Annotated in this window: 18 protein-coding genes; 5 read left to right on the top strand and 13 right to left on the bottom strand. The window is 65.4% G+C overall.

Annotated elements, in window-relative coordinates; genetic code table 11:
- Nucleotide 1: 1 nt before the first annotated feature.
- The 13 genes from tagF to tssA are packed head-to-tail and all read right to left on the bottom strand — an operon-like array spanning nt 2 to nt 16,089.
- Nucleotides 2-541 (bottom strand): type VI secretion system-associated protein TagF, encoded by a 540-nt coding sequence (gene tagF / locus ABID26_RS04940; RefSeq protein WP_126101683.1) that lies wholly within the window; start codon nt 539-541, stop codon nt 2-4.
- Nucleotides 523-4,065: a type VI secretion system membrane subunit TssM gene (tssM, locus tag ABID26_RS04935; RefSeq protein ID WP_292373773.1), complete on the bottom strand. Its 3,543-nt coding sequence runs from the start codon at nt 4,063-4,065 to the stop codon at nt 523-525. Before tssM ends, tagF begins: the two co-directional genes overlap by 19 nt.
- Complete coding sequence (gene tssL, locus ABID26_RS04930) at nt 4,065-5,393, bottom strand: type VI secretion system protein TssL, long form (protein WP_126101681.1); 1,329 nt, start codon at nt 5,391-5,393, stop codon at nt 4,065-4,067. The genes tssM and tssL overlap by 1 nt, the downstream gene beginning before the upstream one ends.
- 4 nt (nt 5,394-5,397) lie before the next feature.
- Nucleotides 5,398-6,732 carry a type VI secretion system baseplate subunit TssK gene (gene tssK, locus ABID26_RS04925; protein WP_126101680.1) on the bottom strand — a complete coding sequence of 445 codons (1,335 nt, stop codon included), beginning with the start codon at nt 6,730-6,732 and terminating at the stop codon, nt 5,398-5,400.
- Between the two features lie 37 nt (nt 6,733-6,769).
- A complete protein-coding gene (gene tssJ, locus ABID26_RS04920; protein WP_126101679.1) occupies nt 6,770-7,222 on the bottom strand; it encodes a type VI secretion system lipoprotein TssJ in 453 nt (150 codons plus the stop codon).
- Between the two features lie 3 nt (nt 7,223-7,225).
- Nucleotides 7,226-8,680 carry a type VI secretion system-associated FHA domain protein TagH gene (gene tagH, locus ABID26_RS04915; protein ID WP_292373775.1) on the bottom strand — a complete coding sequence of 485 codons (1,455 nt, stop codon included), beginning with the start codon at nt 8,678-8,680 and terminating at the stop codon, nt 7,226-7,228.
- Nucleotides 8,680-9,741, bottom strand: a complete 1,062-nt coding sequence (gene tssG, locus ABID26_RS04910; protein ID WP_126101677.1) for a type VI secretion system baseplate subunit TssG — start codon at nt 9,739-9,741, stop codon at nt 8,680-8,682. The genes tagH and tssG overlap by 1 nt, the downstream gene beginning before the upstream one ends.
- Nucleotides 9,705-11,579, bottom strand: a complete 1,875-nt coding sequence (gene tssF / locus ABID26_RS04905) for a type VI secretion system baseplate subunit TssF (RefSeq protein ID WP_292373777.1) — start codon at nt 11,577-11,579, stop codon at nt 9,705-9,707. The genes tssG and tssF overlap by 37 nt, the downstream gene beginning before the upstream one ends.
- Nucleotide 11,580: 1 nt before the next feature.
- Nucleotides 11,581-12,336, bottom strand: a complete 756-nt coding sequence (gene tssE, locus ABID26_RS04900) for a type VI secretion system baseplate subunit TssE (protein WP_126102822.1) — start codon at nt 12,334-12,336, stop codon at nt 11,581-11,583.
- Entirely contained in the window at nt 12,323-12,805 is a 483-nt protein-coding gene (locus ABID26_RS04895) for an Hcp family type VI secretion system effector (RefSeq protein WP_126101675.1), read from the bottom strand. Before ABID26_RS04895 ends, tssE begins: the two co-directional genes overlap by 14 nt.
- A 50-nt stretch (nt 12,806-12,855) precedes the next feature.
- Nucleotides 12,856-14,361, bottom strand: a complete 1,506-nt coding sequence (gene tssC / locus ABID26_RS04890) for a type VI secretion system contractile sheath large subunit (RefSeq protein WP_126101674.1) — start codon at nt 14,359-14,361, stop codon at nt 12,856-12,858.
- A 3-nt stretch (nt 14,362-14,364) separates the two neighbouring features.
- On the bottom strand, nt 14,365-14,901 hold the full coding sequence (gene tssB, locus ABID26_RS04885; RefSeq protein ID WP_126101673.1) for a type VI secretion system contractile sheath small subunit: 537 nt from the start codon (nt 14,899-14,901) through the stop codon (nt 14,365-14,367).
- A 6-nt stretch (nt 14,902-14,907) separates the two neighbouring features.
- The gene (gene tssA, locus ABID26_RS04880; protein WP_354414128.1) at nt 14,908-16,089 is read right to left on the bottom strand and encodes a type VI secretion system protein TssA; all 1,182 of its coding nucleotides are present in this window, start codon (nt 16,087-16,089) and stop codon (nt 14,908-14,910) included.
- A gap of 345 nt (nt 16,090-16,434) precedes the next feature.
- On the opposite strand from tssA, the gene tssH reads away from it, so the two are divergent.
- From tssH to ABID26_RS04855, 5 genes are all read left to right on the top strand, one after another.
- Nucleotides 16,435-19,272, top strand: a complete 2,838-nt coding sequence (gene tssH / locus ABID26_RS04875; RefSeq protein ID WP_292373782.1) for a type VI secretion system ATPase TssH — start codon at nt 16,435-16,437, stop codon at nt 19,270-19,272.
- 90 nt (nt 19,273-19,362) lie between these two features.
- On the top strand, nt 19,363-19,851 hold the full coding sequence (locus ABID26_RS04870) for a carboxymuconolactone decarboxylase family protein (RefSeq protein WP_292373784.1): 489 nt from the start codon (nt 19,363-19,365) through the stop codon (nt 19,849-19,851).
- Nucleotides 19,852-19,910: 59 nt separating this feature from the next.
- Nucleotides 19,911-20,708 carry a sigma-70 family RNA polymerase sigma factor gene (locus ABID26_RS04865; protein ID WP_292373830.1) on the top strand — a complete coding sequence of 266 codons (798 nt, stop codon included), beginning with the start codon at nt 19,911-19,913 and terminating at the stop codon, nt 20,706-20,708.
- A 94-nt stretch (nt 20,709-20,802) separates the two neighbouring features.
- On the top strand, nt 20,803-21,075 hold the full coding sequence (locus ABID26_RS04860) for a hypothetical protein (RefSeq protein WP_126101668.1): 273 nt from the start codon (nt 20,803-20,805) through the stop codon (nt 21,073-21,075).
- 299 nt (nt 21,076-21,374) lie between these two features.
- Nucleotides 21,375-22,577, top strand: coding sequence for an ABC transporter substrate-binding protein (locus tag ABID26_RS04855; protein WP_292367937.1), 1,203 nt, complete (start codon nt 21,375-21,377; stop codon nt 22,575-22,577).
- Nucleotides 22,578-22,660: the final 83 nt, after the last annotated feature.

The raw sequence follows: 22,660 nt of genomic DNA, 5'->3' as shown, positions 1-22,660 counted from the left end.
ATCAGCTTTCCTCCGCCGGCAGGGGCACCGTGCGCATTATGGGCAGGCCGTTCTCGGCTAGATCATGAATATCTTCAAAATGGCACTCGTGGACGTTCCAGTTGTCGCTCCAAAAGACGATCTTGGGCTCCACGTGGTTGGTAGGCGGCGGCTGAACAGCGTTGATCCGCTCGGCGACCACGGCGCTCGTCCAGTAGTGCGACACCGCATCACCTGCGATCTTGGACACGGCATCGAACCATTGGTCGTCCATGCGGGGCGATCGCCCGACGGTGGCGACCACGAATGGATATCTGCGCCCAACGCGATCCTCGCTCATCCGCCACGCGCCGGCGCAAGGCTGGTCGCAGAAGATGCCGGCCGGCACCGTGAAGCGCCAGACACGCGGATCCAATTCCCCCTCGTCGGGCCGTGCGCGCAATTCCATCGACATCCACCGGTCCCAGCGGTCGATGAAAGTGCGCGGCAGGTTCGCGGCCACGAAATCTCCGGTCGCTGGGATCTTGCCGTAGAAGCCGGTGTTCATATCTGCGGCGGACATGTGAACTTCTTGAACATCTCGAGCGTGTACGGGTTCTCGACGCTGGCCGCCTTGAGCTCGAAATCGGCGTACATGCCTTTCGTGCCGAGCCGTAGCGTGTAGACGTCGGTGAGCTTGGTGCCGGCGAATTTGCCGCCGCGCAGCATCCTCAGCCACGCCCAGCTGCCGGTCTCGTTGAGCATCACCTCGGGCGAGCCGTCGACCGGCTGGAAGGCGAGCGAGATCACTCCCGTCCCGTCCTTGCCGGGCCACGTCATCGGCTGCGGCCTCGTCGCATTGTTGTAGTAGACGAGGTTCTGGCCATCGAGGTTGAGCGTCACGCGCCCCACGTTGGGCGACAGGTCCTTCGGCTCCAGCGTGAAGTTCATCACCGGGCCGGTGCCGCCGGGAAAGAGGTCGTCGCGGATGTGTCTTGCCTGCTCGAACGCCGCCAGCGCCGCCGGGTCGAGGCCGAAATCGGCGCGCCATTTCCACGGCTGGCTGGCCGTGTCGACATAGTTGATCAGATGGTCGTTGATGAAGGCGTCGATCAGGCCGGCGGGACCGAAGAGCCGCTGGAAATCGCGCACATTCACGTCCACCGCGCTCTCTGGGCTGAACGGATATCGGTTGTTGAGCGCGGCCTGGCAGAAGGGCAGGATGTCGGCGCGCCAGATGGCGTTGAGCTCGTTGGTGACGGCCTTCTGCGACAGGCCGCTGGTGTCGCCGGCAATCCCGCCCAGCCAGTCGTTGATGGGCGAGGGCAGGATCTGCGCCTGCCGGGCCACCGCGCCCGTCAGCTCGGCGAGGCCGCCCTGCTTTTTGATGGCATCCTGCGGGTCGGGATTGGCTGTCACCGTCTGCAGCACGTTGGATAGCGCCGTCAGCGCCACCACCGCGGCGTCGAGCGCCGGCGGCTGGCCGTCGACCTGGGCGATCGTGCCCTTGAGCGGCTTGAAGTGCTCGGCAACCAGGCCGCCGGTCATGTCGACCTGGTCGGCCGAGCCCGCGCGGGGCAGTAGTTTCGCACCCGTCTTCACCACCTTGCCCAGCTTGCCGAGCTTGGAGAGCAGCTTCGAGCCGGTCTTGGCGGCGGCGCCGCCCTTGTCGTCGGCCGGCGCTTCGTCGGACCGCGTCAGGTCGGTCTCCTGCACCACCGCCGTCAGCAGACGCTTCAGCGCGGAATCGGCGCTCGAAAGGTCCTTGAGGTTTTCGCTGGCGACATTGAGGTCGCTCAGCGGCGCCAGCCGCATGTCGCGCAGGAAGCTGTCCCACTGCGCGATATAGTCGTCGTAATAGAGTTTTAGAATGTCTTCGGACAGCGCCGAGACCGAGGTCTCGGAGTTCTCCGAGCAGCCGCCGGCGAATACCGCCCGGTCGAGCGCCGCCTGCGCGGCCACATCTTCGACCCGGTCGAGGACGGCGTCGTGGAAACCGGCATAGGTGAAGGCGCCGGGAACGCCGACGCGCAGCGTCTTGTCGGACCGGCGCGCGAACACTTTCGCGCCGTTCGGTCCGGCGAAATTGGCCGGCACCCATTCCTTGACGGCCGCCACTTCCGGATCGGCGAGCAACTGCTTGTAGGCGCGCTCGGGCAGCGAGATCGTGCACACCGTCTTCAGCGCCTCGGCGACCAGCTCCTTGTCCGGGGCGATGTAGCTGTCGTCGACCGTCATGCGGCGGATCGCGGCAAGCTGGTGCTCTTCGGCGTCGGCGGTGGGGAAGGGCGGGGCGGGCGCGAATTCCGGCAGGCTGTTCACCCACCAGTTCTGCACGAAGTCGGTGTCCATCTGCGACAGGCCTGTCATCATGCGATAGGTCTTCAGCGCGCCGAGCATGAAATCCGGATCGCGGATCTGCCGCCACATCGTGGCTTCCAGCAGCGCGACCATATGCGGCTCCAGCACGTTGCGCAGCGCGTGGTCGTAGGTGTCGGTCTGCGCGCGCACGAGCTCGGCCGAAGCGGTTGGTCCGAGCAGGTTGTGAACCGCGTCGGGCGGCGTGGTGCGGGCCGTGGCCACAGCGTCCATCGCGGCCAGCGCTCCGTCCATCGTCGGCTGCTCCACCGACGCCGGCGTGGCAGCGACTTCCGTGAGGGGCGCCTGCAGCGCCTCGAACTGGCCGGCCTGCTCGGCGATGGCATTGCGGTTGTCGAGATAGGACCAGGTGAACAGTCCGCCGGCAAGCAGGGCGGCAAGCGCGCAGGCGGCCGCCGCGCCGCGCCAGATCCAGGCGCGGCGGCGCTGCGCTAGCGGATCGAACGTGCCCAAGCCGGCTTCCTTGAAGATGACTTCGGTCAAAAGATTCCTGAGGAAGAAGCTGCGCTTCTCGACACGCGGCGCCAGCATCGCGCGGCGCGGCGGCAGGCCGAAGGACGAGGACAACGCCGCGGTCAGCCGGTCGATCGGCGCGCCTTCCTGGGTCGCAGACGTCAGATAGAGGCCGCGCAGCCAGGCCGCCTCTTCGTAGCGGCTTTCGCCGAACATCGCCTCGACCAGCACCTGGACCGGCTCGGAAAGGCTTGCGAGCTGGGCCGGGAAACGGAAGATTTCCGCGCGGGAGCCAAGCTTGTCCTCGTCCTCGAGGCGCGGCACCAGCCGACGTTCCAGTTCCGTTGCGAGCGTGGCGAGCTCCTTCTCGATGGTCTTGGCGTCGACGCGCGCGTCGAGCGCGAAGGTCGTGCCCCAGACCTGCTCGCGGGCGGCCGTCGACAAGCCGCCGAAGAAGGCTTCGAACCCTTTGATCAGGTCGGCCTTGGTCAGCATCAGGTAGACGGGAAGGCGGATTTCGAGGCGGTCGTTCAGCTCGGCCAGCCGGCGGCGGATCTTGCGGCCATGCGCCTTGATGGCTTCGTCGCCTTCCGAGAGTACGTCGATCGACAGCGCGACGATGACGCCGTTGAGCGCCCGCCGCCCGCGATGCTTCTTGAGCAGATCGAGGAAGCCCAGCCATTCGGTCGCGTCGACATCCGGTTGGCTTTCCTGCTGGACATAGCGGCCGGCGGTGTCGATCAGCACCGCGTTCTCCGAGAAGAACCAGTCGCAGTTGCGCGTGCCGCCGACGCCTTGGAGATCATCGGTGAGGTCGATCGGGAAGTTGAGGCCCGATTGCCGCAACGCCGTCGTCTTGCCGGTGGCCGGCGGCCCGACAATCACATACCACGGCATCTCGCGCAGGAATTTGCGGCCGCCGAGCTTGCGCCGCTTGAGCTCCGCCATGACCTCGCCGAACTTGGCGCCGACCGCCGCGACGCTCTCCTCGCCCGGGGTGAGCTGCTTTTCCTGGACAGGCGCGGCGATCTCGGCCACGAACATGCGGTTGGCGCGGATCGCGCGGCGCTGTGCGATGATAAGCCAGATCAGCCACAGGATGATCAGCCCCGCGATGATGGCGATGCGCACATTGTCGGATTCGAACGGTGCATAAGGGCCGACCTGAACGATGGGGCCGAACACCCAGATCAGCAGCGAAAGCAGCGCGATGCCGATCAGCGTCCAGAGGAAGCGCGAGGTCAGAACGGCCCAGAGGAAGCGCAGGATGAACATCAGAGCCTCTTCTCGACCAGGATCTCGACACGCCGGTTGAGCGCGCGGCCCTGACGCGTAGAGTTGTCGGCCACTGGATCGGTATCGGCGCGGCCTTCGGAATGGATGCGCTCCTGCGGCACGCCGGCCTGAACCAGAAGGTTGGCTATGGTCTCGGCGCGTGCTTCCGACAGCCGCTGGTTGGACGAAAGCGGGTTGGATTTCTGCAGGCGCACATTGTCGGTGTGGCCGACGACGGTGACGTTTCCGATTAGCTCCTGATTGGCGAGGATCACCTTGGCGATCGACTCGACCAGCGGTTCGTAGCCTTGTGTGAGCGTCGGCCGCGACGACTGGAACAGCTCGGGGTTGGAAGACTGGATGACCAGCTTGGCAAGCGACACACTCTCGGTGCCGCTCAGCGCTCCCTTGAGGCTATCCGGCGCCTCGGCCTTGAATTCCGGCAGCAACGCGAAATCGACCGGCTGCGGCGGTTCCGGTTCGGGTGCATCGGGCTTGGGCGCGGCGCGGGTAACCTCGCCTCGGGAGGGAGGCGGCAGCGTGCGCACCAGCGCGGTAAGCTCGACCGCCTGGCTGCTCAGTCCCATCGACAAGCCGATATAAGCGGCGGCCGCGATCACCACTGCCGCCAGCGCCATCACCCAGATCGGCACGATGAAGCGCTGCGGCTCGTCGGAAGCGATCACGCCTTTCCAGTTCGGCGACACAGGCGCGTCTTCGGCGTCGGCATTGCGCAGGAAGCGGGCCGCCGCCACGCGAACGGCGTTGAGCGAGCGGTCGCCGGCGCGGCCGGGCACGCGATATTTGCCGCGGAAGCCGAGTGCCAGGCAGTAATATTGCAGCTCCAGCATTTCACGGTCGCGGTTCGGGTGCCGCTCCAACTCGTCGAGACGCGAGAAGAACTGCGTGCCGGCATCGACGTCGCCGCGCAGCATCACGACCAGCGGCTGGCGCGGCCATGCGCTGGCGCCGCCCCATGGCGTGTTGAGCGCGAGGTCGTCGAGCAGAGCCGCCACCGCCCAGGCGGCCTGGTCGGCCCTTTCGAGCGAGGAGCCGGCTGCCATCGCGGCATCGCGCGCCCGGACCAGTTCGTCGAGCAGCCGCGTGCGCATCACTTCAGGGTTCTCGGGCGCGAGCGCGCTTTCGAGCTCGGGGGCGAATTCGAGCAACGGCGCGAATGTGTTGATCAGTATGTTGGGATGGGCGCGCGCCAGCTTCACCGGCGCGGTTGGCATCAGCGGCGCCATCGGCCGCGGCGACGCACCCGTCAGCCTGATGCGCGTGCGTTCGCGATCCTCCGACAGTCCGAAAGGATCATCCCGGCTCATGGCCTCACCTGTTCACCGAATAGCAGTCGACCTGCGGCTCGCTCGGCAGGACACCGGAAACGCCGATAACGAAGCCGGGGGCGTCGAGCAGCGAGGCCCAATGCTCGCTCTTCTGGTCCAGCTCCAGGCACAGCCGGTCGCCGTCATAGGGGATCTCCCGCGGCTGCGAATGCAGGGGCTTCAGCGGAATGCCGGGAAGGCGCGACTTCCACAGGCCTTCGAATTGGTCGGCGGCGCCGACGGTCGCCTGGTTGACGAAGATTTTTCGCAACGCGTCTTCGGACAATTCCGATCCGACCCGGATGACGATGCGGCTGGCGACCAGAAGCTTCGGGTTGTCGATGCGCACCTTCCAGACATTGGTCGCGTGCCGCATGACCGGCAGCGCGCGCGATTTCGGCTCGATGTAGCGCAGACTGAGGATCAGCGAGCGCAGAGCATCCGCAAGCGCCATATAGGCCGGGCCGGGCGCCATATGGTCATAGGCCGGCAGTTCGCCGAGCCGGCGCGAGCTGGAGCCGTAGGTCGCCATTTCGCCGGCAAGCCCGGCAAGCTCGAGATAGAGCTCGGCCGGATGGAAGACGTCCTGCGCCAGCATATGCGCAAGCCGCGGCTTGGCCGCATTGGCGAGGTGGAGCATCAACAGATCCTCGACGCTGCGGCCGGGGCCGCCCATCACCATCTTGCCATGCGCCTCGGCGATCTGGTCGAGGCCGGTGACGACCTCCTGCAGCAATTGCCGGTACCAGGCGACCGCTCCGGTGATCAGTGTCGGCGGCAGGAAGCTCTCGTCGAGCGAGACGCCGCCGTCGGCGCGAACACCCTTGATGTCGGCGATCGGCAGCGCGGTATAGCCGCCGACCGATTTGCCGGGCGCGAGCAGCACTGCCTGCGGCCGGGCGATCTCGATCTCTTCCGGATCGGCACCGCCCTGCACGGCATCGCGCACCGAAACGATCCTACCGTGATAGCGCGCGCCGGTCGACGCGGCATGCGCCGGATCGAAACCGACGCCGCCGGGCGGTTCGAGCGGCAGCGCGACCAGCACCGGCCCGGCGCCGGTGTCGGCCGTGACCGGCAGCGGCTTCGGCGCGTCCATGGTTTCCGGGATGGCAAAGGGCGTGCCGTCCGGGAAGATGCCCCGCGCCGACACGATGGAGACCTGGCCGGCGTCGAGCAGCGACTGGTCGAGCGTCAGCTGCTGGAAGCCGAATGTTTGGAGCTGGCCGGCCTGCAACGCGCCGCGCACCATCCCCTCGAAGAACCGGTCCTGCTGCTGGAAGTGCTGGGTCCTCAAGAAGAGCCCCTCGGACCACAGCACCCTGTTTGCGTCGCTCATGCTGCCACTCTCTGCACTGCCGTCTGTTGTGTCGCCGTCAGGCGGAAATTCCGCCGCTGCCGAGGCTGACGTTGACGGTGAATTTCGACCCGGGCGATACCGACTTGGTCGTGCGCCAGTTGCGTCCGCCGGGCTCGCGGATGAGCGCGACGAAGCCGAGCGCCGTCGCGTTCGGCTCGACGGTGATGGTCTTGGCAGCGGTCTTTCCCGGCGCGACGGAGATGGTGTCGGATCCGATGAGGTCGGCCCCGAGCGCCGAGCCCGCATCGCCCTGCAGCGCGAAATAGTCGGCCGAATTGAACTTGCCGGTGCTGGCAAGCCGCATCACCAGCACGGTCACCGGTCGATCGCCGCCGCCCGGTCCCGGATTCATGCCGGCGCCACCGCTCACATTGACCGAGATGACCGATGGTTTCGGCGGGCCGCTCTGGCAAGCCGCAAGCAGCCCCGTCGCGCCGAGGGCAACGATGAATTCGCGTCGATCGATCATGTCCTACTCCTCTTCGTAAGCATCCCTGAAGTCCGCGCCGATCTCGCCCAGGAAGCTCGATTCCGCGCTTTGGGCGATGTCGCGATGGCGTTTCTGGTAAAGCTCCCACAGCTTGGCGTTGCGCCCGCCCGAAAGCAGGTTGCCGATCGCGGAATTGGATTTGAGCTCTTCCTCGATCGCAGCCGGATCGAAGCGGTCGATCATGCGCCGCAGCGCCGCCTGCACGCCGCGCCAGGCGCGCACATGGTGCTGCGCGAGATCGCGCACGGCGTCCGAGATCGCCGCTTCGCCGGACAGAAAGCCCGGGCTTCGTTCCGAGATGATGGTGACGATGACGTCCTCGACCGTCGGCAGGAATTTGAGCGGATTGACCTCCGATGCCCCGACCATCGTTTGGGCGACGCGTGCGCTGCCCTTTTCCTCGGCGCGCTTGCGCAGGAGCTGCATCAGGCCATCGAGCATCAGCCGGTATTCGCGGCCGAACTTCTCCATTTCGGCGACCGCGTCGCGGCCGGGAAAATCGGCTTCCTCGACACCCATGCCGCGCAGGAACGCGGTGCGCAGCGCCATCTCCGTCGAAGGCGCCGCGTGTGCTGGGCGGGACTGCCTGGGGGCCGGAGCGGAGCGCAGCGGAGGCTCGACCGCTTGGCTTGGCACATCCCAGGGACGAGCGGCCTGCGGCGGTTCGGCTTGTCGTTCGCGCTGATCAGCAGGGCCCGTGCCGTTGCTTTGAGCAGGTGTCGCCGCCGGCCCGAACCCAAAATCGTCATCGAAGCCAGCCGATTTCGACGCGGGCTCCGCCGTGCCGCCACGAGACGGCATCTCATCGAAACCGAACGGATCCGATGGGCGGGGCGCTGCGGCATCGTTGGGTGCCGGTGTCGCCACCGGGTCCAGGCTAAACGGGTCATCGAAGGCGGGCGAATTGCGCTGGTTCGAAGCGCGATCATAAGCGCCGGGCACAGGCTGCTCGAACGGGTCCGGCAGGTCGGCCGGACGCGGCCGCCGCGGCTCTTCCTCGACCTTGGCCGAGAAGAAGTCGTCGCCGCCGATGCTGGGCGGCTTTCGCGCTTCCGGCGACGACGATTGAAGTGTGGAACGATTAGCTGCCGGCGCCTGGCCGGCCGACGTCTGGCTCGCTTTGGACTGGACCTCGACATAAAGCACGTAGTCGCCCAAGCGGAGCCGCATGCCGCTTTGCAGTCGCGTCGACCTGCCGGCGCCGAGCGGGCTGTCGGAATCATCTATGAACAGCCCGCTGCTCGATGTGTCGGTGACGAAGTAGCCGTCATGGCCCCCGCTGATCTTGCAATGCGCGCGCGAGACGAACATGTCCGGATCGTCGATCTGCCAGCCGGCATCGGCGCTGCGGCCGATCACCAACTCGCCCTCGTCAAGCTTGGTCTGTCTCACCACCTGGGAGCGTGGACCCTGTTCGAGCGTCAGCAGCAGGCTCATCAGGCTGCCTCCGCCATTTCCGGCCGCCAGCCGACGATCGTGCGCAGCTTGAGGTCGTCGGCGTCACCCTTCTCGGCGGGGCGCGCAAGCCAGGACGTTCGGCCGAGCTGGACGGTTCCGATCTTCGGCGGCGGCACGGCGTCGCGCGCAAGCACGATGCGCAAATCGACATCGAGCGCTTCGCCGATCATGTCGCGCACCGCTTTCTTGAACAGGGCAAGGCGCCGCTCCCCGGGCAGGAACGACTTGAAGTCGTCGAGGCTGAGCGGGCCGACGCGCAATTCGATCCGGCTTTGACGGCTGAAGACGCGCGGGCCGATCGTGGCGCCGCGCCCGAGCGCCGCATAGGCCTTGCCGACGCGGCTCTGCAGCGCCGCCGGAATAGTGATCCAGGCAGCGACGAATTCCTTGATCTCTACCGGCACCTTGAAGGCTGTGGCGAGGAACAGCGTCAGCCGCTCGGCGCCGTCGACCTGGTTGGCGAGCGATCCGGCCTGGCGCAGCCGAACCATGTCGAGTTCTGAATCCTGGGTGCCGGGAAGGCCTATCCCCGCCATCGCTTCCAGCATGGCGCGGACGCGTCCGCCGACGGAACGTTCGACCTGCACCGCCGGATGCGCGTCGGCCCAGGCGCGGTAGTAAAGCGCGATTATCCGATGCTGGAGGATGTTGACGAAGTCGACGAAGGTCGTGTCGCTGGTCTGCTCGGCATCGGCGCCGCTGAACCAGCGCTGCGACAGCCGGTCGAGCACCCAGCGCGTCAGATGCAGCGGCATCGGTCCTTCAGGTCCGAGCAGCCCGAGATTGGCGACGGTCACCCGCGCCGGAGCCTTTTCGCTCGCCTCCTGGAACTTGACCACGTCCCTGGCCGAAAAGCTCAAGCGCACATGCTGGCCGAGCCGCGCCGGTTCGCGATTGGCCTGGCCAGAATAGCCGAACAGTCCGCCCCCCTGCTCCAGACGACGCATCAGCTCAAAAAAGTCGAAGCCCTCCGAGAGAGCAGCTTCGCTCGGGGCAGGCTTCGCTAGATCAGGTAGCGATTGCCGGGCGTCATCGGCCATGGCACATCCTCCTGCTTCTGCAGCAGCCGCGTGCGGGTCCGCACGAAGCCGTTTATACCGGCATGGCGGGCAAACAACCGCGCCAGCAGGGCCGAAAGCAGCAGCGTGCTTTGCCCCGCCAGCACCGACTGGTCGACATGCAGCGTCACCTCCGTGCCCCGTCCGAAGCACATCGGACCGTCGATCTTGAGCCGTTCGATGACCGGACGAGAGTCGATGCGCGTGATCGAATGGACATTGCGGGCAAGGCTCGGATCGCCGCGGTCGGCATAGAGGTCGAGCAGCGCATGCAGCGGATCGACACCGCGGCCTTCCTTGGCGAGGCTCAGGAAGTTGAGCGAGAGCTGCGCCACCAGCCGCCAGGCGAGATTGTCGGCGCGGGATTCGCCTTCGGCGCTCGCCGGCAGAGACGCCGGGATCGCCGGCTGCGGCGGCCGCAATGCGCCGAGCAGCCTGACCGCTTCGACCGGGTCGGCCGTCTCCAGCGTCAGCGTCGGGGTGTCGTCGAGGATCGGCAGGTCGCGGTTGGTGCAGAGCGCCATGACGTCGAGGCGCTTGAGCGGCCGGTTCGCCGGGTTCCCCGTGGGACGCGAGACCGCGAGGAACACGTCGTCGCCCGTATAGGAGGTGCGGGTCAGGCCGTCGCGCCGCTCGTCTTCGGTGGCTCGGCGCGGGCGCCGCTCGGTCGAGTAGACCCAACCGCTGCCACGGTTCTGTCCGAGGCTGAACAGCTCCGGAATTTCCGCCTCGCTGCCTTCAGCGTCGGCATCCTCGACCCGGGTGAGCCGAAAAATCTCGAAGTCTCGCGCCCGCGTCCGGTCGGCATGCACCACCTGCCGCGTCCTGCGCGGATCGATCTCGATGACGTTGCATTCCCGCTCGAAGAGATTGATGAGCGGCGTCGCGAAGAGCTCGAAATCGGCCGGCGTCACATCGGCGAGTTCCGGCACCGGGCGCCGGAACAGGAAGATGATCTCGATGCCCGCCTCGCACTTGCGCACCACCGGCTGCAGGCCGGCGACCCGCACATAGTGGAAGCGCTCCGGGATCATGAAATATTCGCGCAGCAGCCTGTATCCCTCGAAGGTCGGGCGGGTGCGCGGCATCAACGCCTCGTCGTCGCGGATGCCGACCATTTCGGGCTCGGGCAGGGCCGAGAGCGGATTGGTCTTGCCTTCGGCCCGCGCGCCGACGGCCGAGCCGGCGCCGAAGATCGCGTCGAAGATGAGCGGCGCCTTGGTGCGCCCGGCGAAATAGAGGTCGAGACGGTCGAGCGACAATTCGCTGAGCTTGCCTTTTCCAGTCCGGGCGAACGCGATGCGAAAGGCCGCTTCGCCGCGCACGCCGCCGATCGGTGCGATGCCGGCGGCAGCCAGCGCGCTGCGATCCTGGAAATAGCTGACAGAGGTGATCGCGATCGGCCACAGCGTGACCTCTTGCGCGGTGGTGAAGGTTGAGCGCGTCGAAAGCCCCGGATGCAGGCCGGAGACCAGCCGCGTGCCGCGCGCGACGGTGTGGCCGGCGATCATCGATTGCACCTGCTGGCCGGGCTTCAGAACAGCCATCGCCGTTGCCGGCGCCGGCGTGACCAGGTCCGGATAGAGCACATCGAGCACGGCGCGCGAGAAGCGCGAGCGCTCCGCATCGACCTTCAGTCGCGTGCGCGCGGCGAGGAAGGCCACGCCATCGAGCAACCGTTCGACATAGGGGTCGGGGCAGGGGACGGTGTCGAGGGAAAGATTGCGGGCGACCGCCGGGTGCATGTCGGCGAATTCCGCGGCGAGCGCGCGGATATGTGTCAGTTCCTCTTCGTAGTATTCCACGAAGACCCGATCCATCTCAGGTCTCCCTGAATTCGGTTCGCGCCAGGCCGTTGTCGAGGTTGACCGTAGTGCGCAGCCGCATGCGTTCCGGCGTCGGCGTCATGATCAGCACTGCGTCGATCTCGATCTTCAGACCGACGGTCTTGTCGCCGAGGGTGACGTTGACGGTGGTGGCGCTCTCCTTGAGACGCGGCTCGAAGGTGGCGAGCACCGCGCGGATCTCGCGCGCCAAAGTATCGCGGTCGAAATCCCGCGACGAGCGGCCGGAAAACGACGGCACGCCGTAGTTGACGACGCTGCGGCGCACCTCCGGAAAGTCGGCGAGCGGCGGCAGTTCGTCCAGGGGTTGTTCGTGCTCGGCATCGGAAAGCAGCGGCACGGACTCGAAGCGCTCGGTGTTGAACAAGGCCTCGATGTCGCGCCGGACGGCTTCCCTGAGCACGCGTGCCGACACCACCACGCCGCGGCTTTCGATCTCGGCGCGATGCTCGGTCTGGAAGATCAGCCGCTGCAGGCGCCGCTTCTGATCGGGGGTGAGTTCCGCATCCGCATCGATGGCACGGGCGCTGCCGGCAAGAAGAGCCTCGACGCGCTCGGCGCCGAGTTCTTCTTCCAGCAACCGGCGCAGCCCGTCGATCTCCGAGGTCAGGCCAGGCAGGTCGTTGACGAGGCGGTCCCACAGGGAGGGCTGGACCGCCTCGCGCTTTGCCCGCGAACTGCCGGCAAGCTGCGCCTTGTTTGCGCCGGGCCGTTTGGCCTCACTTGCCGACATAGACATCCATTTCGATCTCGTCGTCCTTGTCATAGACGAACTTGATCTTCTTGTAGGCGAAGCTGACTTCTTCCTCGATCAGGTCGGCCTCATCGGCGGCCTGCCGCATGTCGTATTCCATGATCGAGGCGTCGGTGAGCGTCACGACCAGATAGTCGCTGGTCTCGCCGTCGATGGTGCGGCGGGCCGAAAACACCACTTCGTCGAGCGCCTTGTTCTCGAACAGCGCCTTCTTCAGGTAGGGGGAAGACTTGTCGTAGTGCTTGATGAATTTGATCATTCCCATTGAAACACGACCGCGCCGCGACAGCGAATTGGGGTCGTAGGGCGCGACCATCTTGTAGTCGACGCCATGGATTTCGATCTCGTCTTCATGGCCGTCGCGCTTGCTGGGGCCCTTGATGTCCGGCACTTTCAAAAAACCATCGATCTTCGTCGAAGGCCCATCGGTTCTCACTGTTGTCGGCATTGTCTTTCTCCACCGCTTTCAAACGAAACAAGATGACTATGCTTGCGAGTTCAGCCCTTCACTGACGGCAGTTCCGACACCAGCCGGAGCGAGGCATTGATGCCTTCCAGCTGGTAGTGCGGACGCAGGTAGAAACGGGCATTGTAGTAACCGGGCCGGCCTTCGACGCTGTCGACCTGGACCTCGGCCGCGGCAAGCGGGCGCTTGGCGCGCGCCTTGTCGTCGGCAAAGGCTGGATTGGCCAGCACGTACCGGTTGATCCATTCGGTCAACCAGATCTGCATGTCGGTGCGTTCCTTGAACGAGCCGATCTTGTCGCGCGCAATCGCCTTGAGGTAGTGCGCGAAACGCGACACCGGGAAAAGATAGGGCAGGTTGGCGCTGAGCCGCTCGTTCGACTGCGCGTCGGGATCGACCAGACGGCCGGCGCGCGTCTCGTCGTCCTGCAATGAATGCGCGCCGATGAAGGCCGCGAGATCGGTGTTCTTGCGGTGCAGGATCGGCATCAGGCCGAGCTTGGCGAGTTCCGCCTCGCGCCGGTCGTCGATGGCGACCTCGGTCGGGCATTTCATCGCGATCGATCCGTCGTCGGTCGGGAAGGCATGCACCGGCAGGTTGAGCACCGTGCCGCCGTTCTCGACGCCGCGGATCTGCGTGCCCCAGCCGTAAAGCTTGTGGCTGCGGTTGATGTTCACCCCCATCGGGAAGGCGGCGTTCATCCAGACATATTTGTTGTGGTCGCCGCCCACCTCTTCCTCGAAGGTGAAGCCCTTCACCGGAACGGTCTCGGTGCCGTAGGGCAGGCGCGCCAGCACCCGCGGCATGGTGAGGCCGATATAGCGGGCATCCTCGCTCTCGCGCAGCGACTGCCACGAGGCGTAGGCCGGGTTGTTCACGATCATCTGCAGGTCCTGCGGGTTCGGCAGTTCCTGCCAGCTGTCCATGCGGAACAGGCGCGGCGAGGCGGCGGCGATGAAAGGCGTGTGCGCCGAGGCGCAGACGCCCGAGATGTTGCGCAGCAAGCCGACGTCGCGCGGATGGTTGGAGAATTCGTAGGCGCCGATGATGCAGCCGATCGGCTCGCCGCCCAGCATCGAATACTCGTCCGTATAGACCTTCTTGAAGATCGGGCTCTGGTCCCACATCTGGCCTTCATAGTCTTCAAGCGTATCGGCCAGCTGCTCCTTGGAGATGTTCATCACCCGGATCTTGAGCTTCGTATCCGTCTCGGTGTTGTTGACGAGATACCAGAGGCCACGCCAGGTGCCCTCCATCTCCCGCACTTCCGGCGCGTGCAGGATCTCGTTGACCTGCGTCGTCAGCATCTTGTCGATGCCGGCAATCAGCGACTTGATCGACTTGATCGCGTTGGACGAGATCGTGGTGGTTTCGGAGCGCGATTGCGCTGCCAGCGCCAGGTTGCGCACCAGCTGCTGCAGCTTTTCGCTGTCGTCCTTCTTGACCTTGAAATCCTTTTCAAGGAGTCCGCTGAATTCGCCGAGATCTATTGCTTCCGCCTCGGCGGTGGCGGCTGCGGTCTTTTGCTGTTCAGCCATGACTTACTCCTCGCCCTTGCCGTCATCCATCGCCTGGCTGGCGATCTTGCTCAGCAGCGGCTCATTGTTCAGAAGCTGCGCGATGCGCTTTTCGGCGTCGACGCGGCCGTCCATGAAGCCGAGCAGTTCCTCGAGCTGGCGGCGCATCTTGAGGATCTCGGCCAGCTGCGGCACCTGCTCGGCGATCTTGTCCGGCGCGAAATCGCCCATCTTCGAGAAGGTGAGATCGACCGCGAGCTCTTCGTCGCGCTCGGCGCCCTCGGCCTGCGGCAGCGTGTTCTTCACCCGCGCTTTTACGCGCGGCCCCATGGCCTCCATGAATTTGGGGAAGCGGTTTGCGTCGGTTTCGACCAGGGTCCGGTCGAGAACCGACTTCATCGCTTCCTTGGTCTGTGAAGCGCCGGAAAGATCGGCCATCACGGCCATGACGAACGGCAGTTCGATCGTCGTCGGGCTGCCGTAGGTCTCAACGTCGTAGGCGATCTGCACGCGCGGGGCGCGGTTTCTTTCGATGACCTTCGCTTTGCTCTCTGCTGGCATGCTTTTCTACCTTTCATCCTTCTGGGCCGGCTTCTTGGGATCGGGGACACCGGCAAGCTGCCGGAACTCCTTCAGCCCCGACGGGGCGAGATCTTCCATCAATTCGACGAAATCCATGTGCACCATGCGGCGCACGCGGCGGGCGAGATGCGGTATCGGGCTGGACGGCTCGGTGCGGTCATAGAAGGCGACGACAAGGTCGAGACATTTGACGACATCGTCGCGCGAGGTGATCCGGTCGGGCAGTCCGGCACCCGGTTCAGCATGGCTTGCGGCACTTGCCATCGCTTCGGCTCCCTCGGCTTGATAACCGTTTCGGGCTGGCGCAGCCGGTTCCGCCGGCTGCTGGGCTGGCTTTGCGGCTCCGTTCGCCGCGACGCCGGCGGCCGAATTCCGCTCCAGCGTCGTCAGCAAACGCTGCAGGAACCGTTTCAATTCCGGGATGGCGGGGCCATTGCCGTCGATACGCTTGTTAAGGGCGGCATCGACCTCGTCGAGGGCGGCGATGGCCGCGCGGGCGTCAGCGAGCAGCGACGCCATCGCGTCGCCGGCCTGGTCGATCTGTGCCGCGCAGCCGCTGCGCACCCGGTTCAAGAGCTGGCTATGAGCGCTCGCCAGCGCTGCTTTTTCGGATGCGCCCAGCCCGGAAGCCGCTTCCTGCAGCCTGACGCGCTCGTCGAGCGCGCCCTGTTCGAGATCGCGTCCGCTGATCGGTCCGACCTGGCGTGGCGAAAAGAAGATCGTCTCGCGCAGGTTCGCCAGCAGGCCTTCCTGGCCGTTCTGGAGATCCAGCAGCGCATTGATGCGGCGCAGGGCGGCATCGCGCGGCGGCGCGTTCGGCCGCAATGCCGGATGCATCGTGTCCCAATGTTGGTCGAAGGTCCTGGCGATAAGCGTCAGGCCCTGCGCCAGGCCGGCCAGCCCTTCTTCGTTGGCGAGCGCGCGCGCGACGATGACCAGCAGGCGCAAATCCCGGCCGCGGGCGCGCAGCTCTTCCGCTTTTTCGAGGACAGCCGCCCAGTCGACCGGGCTGGATTGCGAGGTAGGCTTGTTGTTGCCGTCATGAACGACTTTGACCTGGGGCTCGGTCAGGCGCTCCAGCTCGTGGAAAGCCGGGTCGTTGCGCAAGTCCTCTCCCGACGGATTCTCACCGTTCAGAGGATTCAGCCAGAGTGCGAGATCAATCACACTAACCCCCAGCCAGCGGCCCTGAGACCCCTATGTGACGCGACGTTATCACACGGTCTCACTCTACCACAATTGAGCAGCCGCTCAAAAACTAACGGAAGCTAAACGCGACCGTCTTCTTCGGCGAAACCCATTGCGCGATTGCCGGACCGGGTATGTGAAATGGCTCGCATAGTCCGGACAGTAATCCGGTGTTTGTTGGATGAGTTTGCAAGGCTTGTGTAACCGGGCGGTGCCGCCCGGATGGATCCAAACGCCTTATCCGTCACACGGCCCATCACACGGCTTTGTCAAGTAGCCGCTTATATGGCAGGGTACTGTCGGCAGATTGCGGGAGCAGGTTCGATGGAACAGCGCCGGTCATCGCAGAGCTTCAAGCGTAAGGAACTGGTCGCCAAGCTCAACGCCACGGGGGTGCGTGCCTTCAAGGCCGCGGCCGACACGGCCAAGCTGCGCGGCAATCCCTATGTCGAGCTCGTCCATTTCATCCAGCAGCTGGTGCTGTCCGAGCGCTCGGATGTGCAGATGATCATCGCCGATGCCGGGCTGGATGTCAGCCGGCTGACAGCCGACATGACGCGGGCCATCGACAAGCTGCCTTATGGCGCCACCTCGGTGGAGGAATTCTCCGACCACATCTTCCACGCCATCCAGGAAGGCTGGAACCTGGCGACGCTGGAGTTCGGCGTGGAGGAGGTGCGCAGCGCCCACATCCTGCTTGCCTGCCTGAAGACGCCGGTACTCGAAGGCCTGGTGTCGAAGATCAGCGCGGAGTTCGACAAGATCGACGCCGACGGGGTCATTTCCCGCTTCGCCGATGTCACCGAAGGCTCGCTCGAAGCCGGCTCGCCTTCCGCCGCGGCCGCCGCCGAGACGCCGATGAAGCGCGGTCCGGGCGGGGATTCGGCGCTGGCGAAATACGCCACGGACCTCACCCAGCGCGCCCGCGACGGCAAGATAGATCCGGTCGTCGGCCGCGATCCCGAGATCCGGCAGATCGTCGACATCCTGATGCGACGCCGGCAAAACAACCCGATCCTGACCGGCGAGGCGGGCGTCGGCAAGACGGCGGTGGTCGAGGGTTTTGCGCTGCGCATCGCCCAGGGCGACGTGCCGCCGACGCTTGAGAACGTCAGCGTGCGCATGCTCGACGTCGGGCTGATGCAGGCTGGCGCCAGCGTCAAGGGCGAGTTCGAGAAGCGGCTGAAGGCCGTCATCGACGAGGTGCAGGCCTCCGAGGTGCCGATCATTCTGTTCATCGACGAGGCGCATACGCTGATCGGCGCCGGGGGTGCCGCGGGCACTGGCGACGCGGCCAATCTCTTGAAGCCGGCATTGGCGCGCGGCGAGCTGCGCACCGTCGCCGCGACGACATGGGCCGAATACAAGCAGCATATCGAGAAGGACCCGGCGCTGACGCGCCGTTTCCAGGTGGTCAAGATCGAGGAGCCGTCGGAAGCGGTGGCCGTGCTGATGCTGCGCGGCGTCGCCGGCGTGCTGGAGCAGCACCACAAGGTGCAGATCCTGGATGAGGCGATCGAGGCGGCGGTCGCGCTTTCGCATCGCTACATCCCGGCGCGGCAATTGCCGGACAAGGCGGTCAGCCTGCTCGACACCGCCTGCGCACGGGTGGCGATTTCGCAGCATGCGACGCCCGCCGAGGTCGAGGACATTCTGCGCCGCCGCCAGGCGCTGGAAGTGGAGAGCGGCATCATCGGCCGCGAGGCGGCGATCGGCATCGATGTCGCCGACCGGCAAGCCAGGGTCGAGGCCGGGCTGGCGGAAACCGAGACCATTTTGGCCGCCGCCCAAGCGCGCTGGGATCGGGAAAAGACGCTGGTGGCCGAGATCCTCGACCTGCGCGCCAGACTGCGCGGCGAAGGGGTGCCGCTCGATGCGGTCGAGAGCGAGGAGGCGGGTGAGGAAACCGCTGGGGCCGATCCGGCCGGGTCCGAAGCGTCAAAAGCGCCTGAGAGCAAGGCGGCTGACGCCGAGCCCGTGAAATCCAAAGGCTCGAAAGCCAAGGCAGCCAAGGCCGAAGCGGCCAAAACCGAGGCGCCTGTCGCAGAGGCAATTGCCGAGGGATCGGCGGATTCCGCCGCCGACCTCGCGCGGCTGCGCGAACTGATGGCGGAACTCGCCGCGGCGCAGGGCGAGACGCCGCTGATCCTGCCATCGGTCGACCGCAACGCGGTCGCCGCCGTGGTGCAGGACTGGACCGGCATCCCGACGGGACGCATGCTGTCCAGCCAGACCGAGAAGGCGCTCAGGCTCGCCGCCACTCTGTCCGAGCGGGTGGTCGGCCAGGACCACGCGATGGAGATGATCGCCAAACGCGTGCAGACCAGCCGCGCCGGCCTCGGCGCCCCCGAAAAGCCCGTCGGCGTGTTCCTGCTCTGCGGCCCGTCCGGCGTCGGCAAGACCGAGACCGCGCTGGCGCTCGCCGAAACGCTCTATGGCGGCGAGCAGAACCTGATCTCGATCAACATGTCCGAGTTCCAGGAAGCGCATACCGTCTCGACGCTGAAGGGCGCGCCGCCCGGTTATGTCGGCTACGGCAAAGGCGGCATCCTGACCGAGGCGGTGCGCCGCAAACCCTATTCGGTGATCCTGCTCGACGAGGTCGAGAAGGCGCATCCGGACGTGCACGAGATATTCTTCCAGGTCTTTGACAAGGGGATGATGGACGACAGCGAGGGCCGTCGCATCGATTTCAAGAACACGCTGATCCTGCTCACTTCGAACGTCGGCTCCGACGTCATCATGGAGCGCACCAAGAATGGCGCCCTGCGGACCGGGATTGACGACCTGGACACCGCACTGCGCGCCCCGTTGCTGAAAGTGTTCCCCGCGGCGTTCCTCGGCCGCGTGGTGACAATCCCCTACTATCCGCTGTCGGATTCGATGATCGAGGCGATCGCGGGGCACCAGTTCGCCAAGATCGCGCGGCGCCTCAGGGCAACCAACGATGCCGAGCTGGTCATCGGCGACGGTGTCATGGACCTTGTCAAGGCGCGCTGCACCGAGATCGAATCCGGCGGCCGCATGATCGACGCCATCCTCACCAACACGCTGCTGCCGGAGCTCAGCCGCGGCGTGCTCAACCGCTCGCTCGAGGGCGCGAAGATGACGAAGGTGACTGTCGGCGCCTCGGCGGAAGGATTTACCTACTCGTTCGAATAGTGGGGCTTGGGGCGCAATAAATTCGGCGCCATGTCACATTGGCGGAAGCCTCGCTCGTCTTGAGGTCGGAACCAACGAAAGGAACCGACCATGACTGCCAGACTTGACCCCCTTGCCGCCGCCCCTTCGCTGATGAAGGAGTGGCACCGTGCCTCTCTAGCCATCGCGTCGAGCCTCGATCCGGCACTAGCCGAGCTCATCGAGATCCGCTCCTCCCAGATCAACGGGTGCGCCAACTGCATCAACATGCACACGACCTATGCCCGCGAACGCGGAGAGACCGAGCAGCGCGTCTACCTGTTGGCGGCCTGGCGCGAGGCGCCGTGCTATACCGACCGCGAGCGCGCCGCGCTTGGCTGGACCGAGGCGCTGACGCGGATCAGCGAAGGCCATACGCATGAAGCCGCTTATGAGGCGCTGAAGGACCATTTCACCGAGGAGGAACGCGTGAAGCTCACCTTGATGATCAACATCATCAACGGCTGGAACCGCATCGCGGTCGGCTTCGGCGGCTTTGTCGATCCGGCGGCGGTGAAGGCCGGCAACACGAAGGCCGTCAGCAAGGCGGCCGCCGCTTGACGGCGGAGCCGACATCTGAGGGCGCGGCGGCGGCTTTCGAGCCGCTGCGCCCGAAGCTCATGCGGGTCGCCTACCGCATGCTGGGCTCCGTCGCCGACGCGGAGGACATGGTGCAGGAGGCCTTCCTCCGATGGATGAGGGCCGACCGCGCCGCGGTGCGCGAGCCCGAGGCTTTCCTGCGCCGCACGGTCACCCGCCTCTGTCTCGATCAACTCAAATCCGCCCGCCGCCAGCGCGAGACCTATGTCGGCTCCTGGCTTCCCGATCCCGTCGTCGAAGAAGACCAACCGGATGACGTCACCTTGCCGCTGATGCTGGCGCTGGAGCGCCTGTCACCGCTCGAGCGGGCGGCCTTCCTGCTGCACGACGTGTTCGGGCTGCAATTCGAGGAGGTCGCGGCGGAGATCGAGCGCGAGCCCGCCGCCTGTCGCCAGCTCGCCGCCCGCGCCCGCAGCCATATCCGCGAGGCGCGGCCGCGCTTCAAGGTCGAGAAAGAGCGCGGCCTGAAGCTTGCCGAGGCCTTCTTCAACGCCTCGCGCAGCGGCGACATGAAGGCACTGGGCGCGATGCTGAGCGCCGATGTCAGCGCTTACGCCGACGGCGGCGGCAAGCGTCGGGCGGCTATTGCGCCGGTCTTCGGCTTCGATGCCGTGATCAAACAGTACGAGACCGTTGTCGCCTGGCTTCAGGACAATCGCTCGCAGCTTGTCCGCTTTGGCTTCATCAACGGCTTGCCCGGTTTCGTCACGCTTGAGGCCGACGGCGAACTGCAGACGACCGCTCTCGACATCGAGGACGGGAAGATCGCGGCCATCTATGTGATGCGCAATCCCGACAAGCTGAGGCATCTGCATTAGCAGAGCCACTTGCAAGCCAGCCGACGGAACCTTTGTTGCGCTGGCGATTTTGGCTATATGCTTGGGTACCAGATGGCCAGAAGGGTTGCTGACGATGACGAAATACCTTGCAGTCTCCGCCCTCGTTCTGGCCACGGCCGCTGCCATGTCCGCCCCGGCATTCGCTGGCCACCGGCATCATGATCGCCCGGTCGAGCGTGAGCGCTATGTTCCGGCCGAAGGCGACCTCATCGACATCCTGTTCGGCGGTCCTCGTTACTATGACGCCATGCTGGTCACCACCGCGGCGGGCGCCTGCTCCTACCATCGGACAGGGCCGGACGCGAACGCGTTGAACAAGATCAACGACCATCACTGCGGAAAATAGGAGCCGCTTGCGGCAGCTCTTTCATTTCGCGCGGCCGGCTCGACAAGTCGCGACCACCGCTATTTTGTGATCCTGGAGATCCTGATCGGGTTTGCCGAGGCGCTGCGCTCGTCGGACCGCCAACTTCTGCTGCCGCCGTTTCCGATCGGGGCCGTGGGTCGTCGCACACATTCGGCTCAAACATTGTATACAAAACATAAGAAAGATGTTGACAATATGCCGCAGTAGGTTTCCCTTAGGCTATCCGCGCAGCCTACGAGCAAAACACAAAGCGCGATAACCAAAGGGGAACTGCAAAAATGATCAATCGACGCTCGACTCTGAAATCGATGGTGCTTGGCGCCGTCTCGGCCCTGGCCATCGCCGCCGTTGGCATGCCGTCCGCACAGGCCGAGAACAAGGAGCTGAAGATCGGCTTCGTTGGCGTCACCAGCGGCCCCGCCGCCGCCTGGGGCACCTCGAATGTGCGCTCGATGCAGACGCGCGCCGCCTGGCTCAACGAAAAAGGCGGCGTCAAGATCGGTGACGATACCTACAACATCAACATCGTCACCTTCGATGACCAGAAGGACCCCAAGCGCGCCATCGCCGGCATGGAGAAGATGGCGCAGGAAGGCATCCACTACGTGGTCGGACCGAATGTCGACGACGGCGCCGCCGCGGTGCGCCCCGTCGCCGAGGCCAACGGCATCATCTATTTCCCTTATGCCTTCCCCAAGGCGCTCTACCAGAAGCCGGCCTCGAATGCCGTGCTCGGCATGATCGCCAACTATCAGTCGGGTCCGGCGATCTACAAATACCTCAAGGAAAACAAGGGTGTTAAGACGATCGCCTTTGTCGCGGCCAACGAATCCGACCCGCTCAGCCAGCGTGACAGCGGCGTCGAGGCGGCCAAGGCGCTCGGCCTCGAGATCGTCGCCCAGAACGACACCTACCAGAACGACACCCGCGACTTCACGCCGGTGCTGACGCCGATCGTCGGGCTGAAGCCCGACCTGCTGGTGCTGTCGGGCGTGGCGCCCGCAAATGCGCCGCTGCTCATCCGCGCCGCCCGCGAGCTCGGCTACGAAGGCCTGATCTCGACCGAGACGGCGCAGGATGCCAAGGTTCTGGAGGAAGGCGCCGGCGAATACGCCAACGGTTTCATCTCCGTCGGCGGCGCCTCCACGCCGGAGATCGCCTCTGACGAGATGAAGGAGTTCGTCGCCCGCTACACCAAGATGTTCGGCGAATACAACGACGAATCCAACACCAAGGTCTACGCGCTGGAATATATCCTCGACACGTTGAAGGCCAATCCGGCGGCAATCAACGACGTCGCGGAATTCAAGAAGACCATGGACACCTTCTCGGCGCCCAATCCCTTCCTGAAAGGCGACGCCAAGCTGAGCTATGTCGGCTCGACCTCGTTCGGCCAAAAGCGCCAGCTCGCCGTGCCGATGGTGGTCAATGAATATAAGGACGGTGCTTTCCAGACCCTATTCGTCGGCTCCGTCGACTAAAGCATGTCTCCCGAAAGTGGGAACCGGTTTCGGGACAAAGACATGCGTGAAATCAAAAACCTAAAGCGCATGAGCGAGTCTGA

Source organism: Mesorhizobium shonense (assembly GCF_040545255.1).
Classification (GTDB): domain Bacteria; phylum Pseudomonadota; class Alphaproteobacteria; order Rhizobiales; family Rhizobiaceae; genus Mesorhizobium; species Mesorhizobium shonense.
This window is presented reverse-complemented; position numbering and strand designations above follow the sequence as displayed.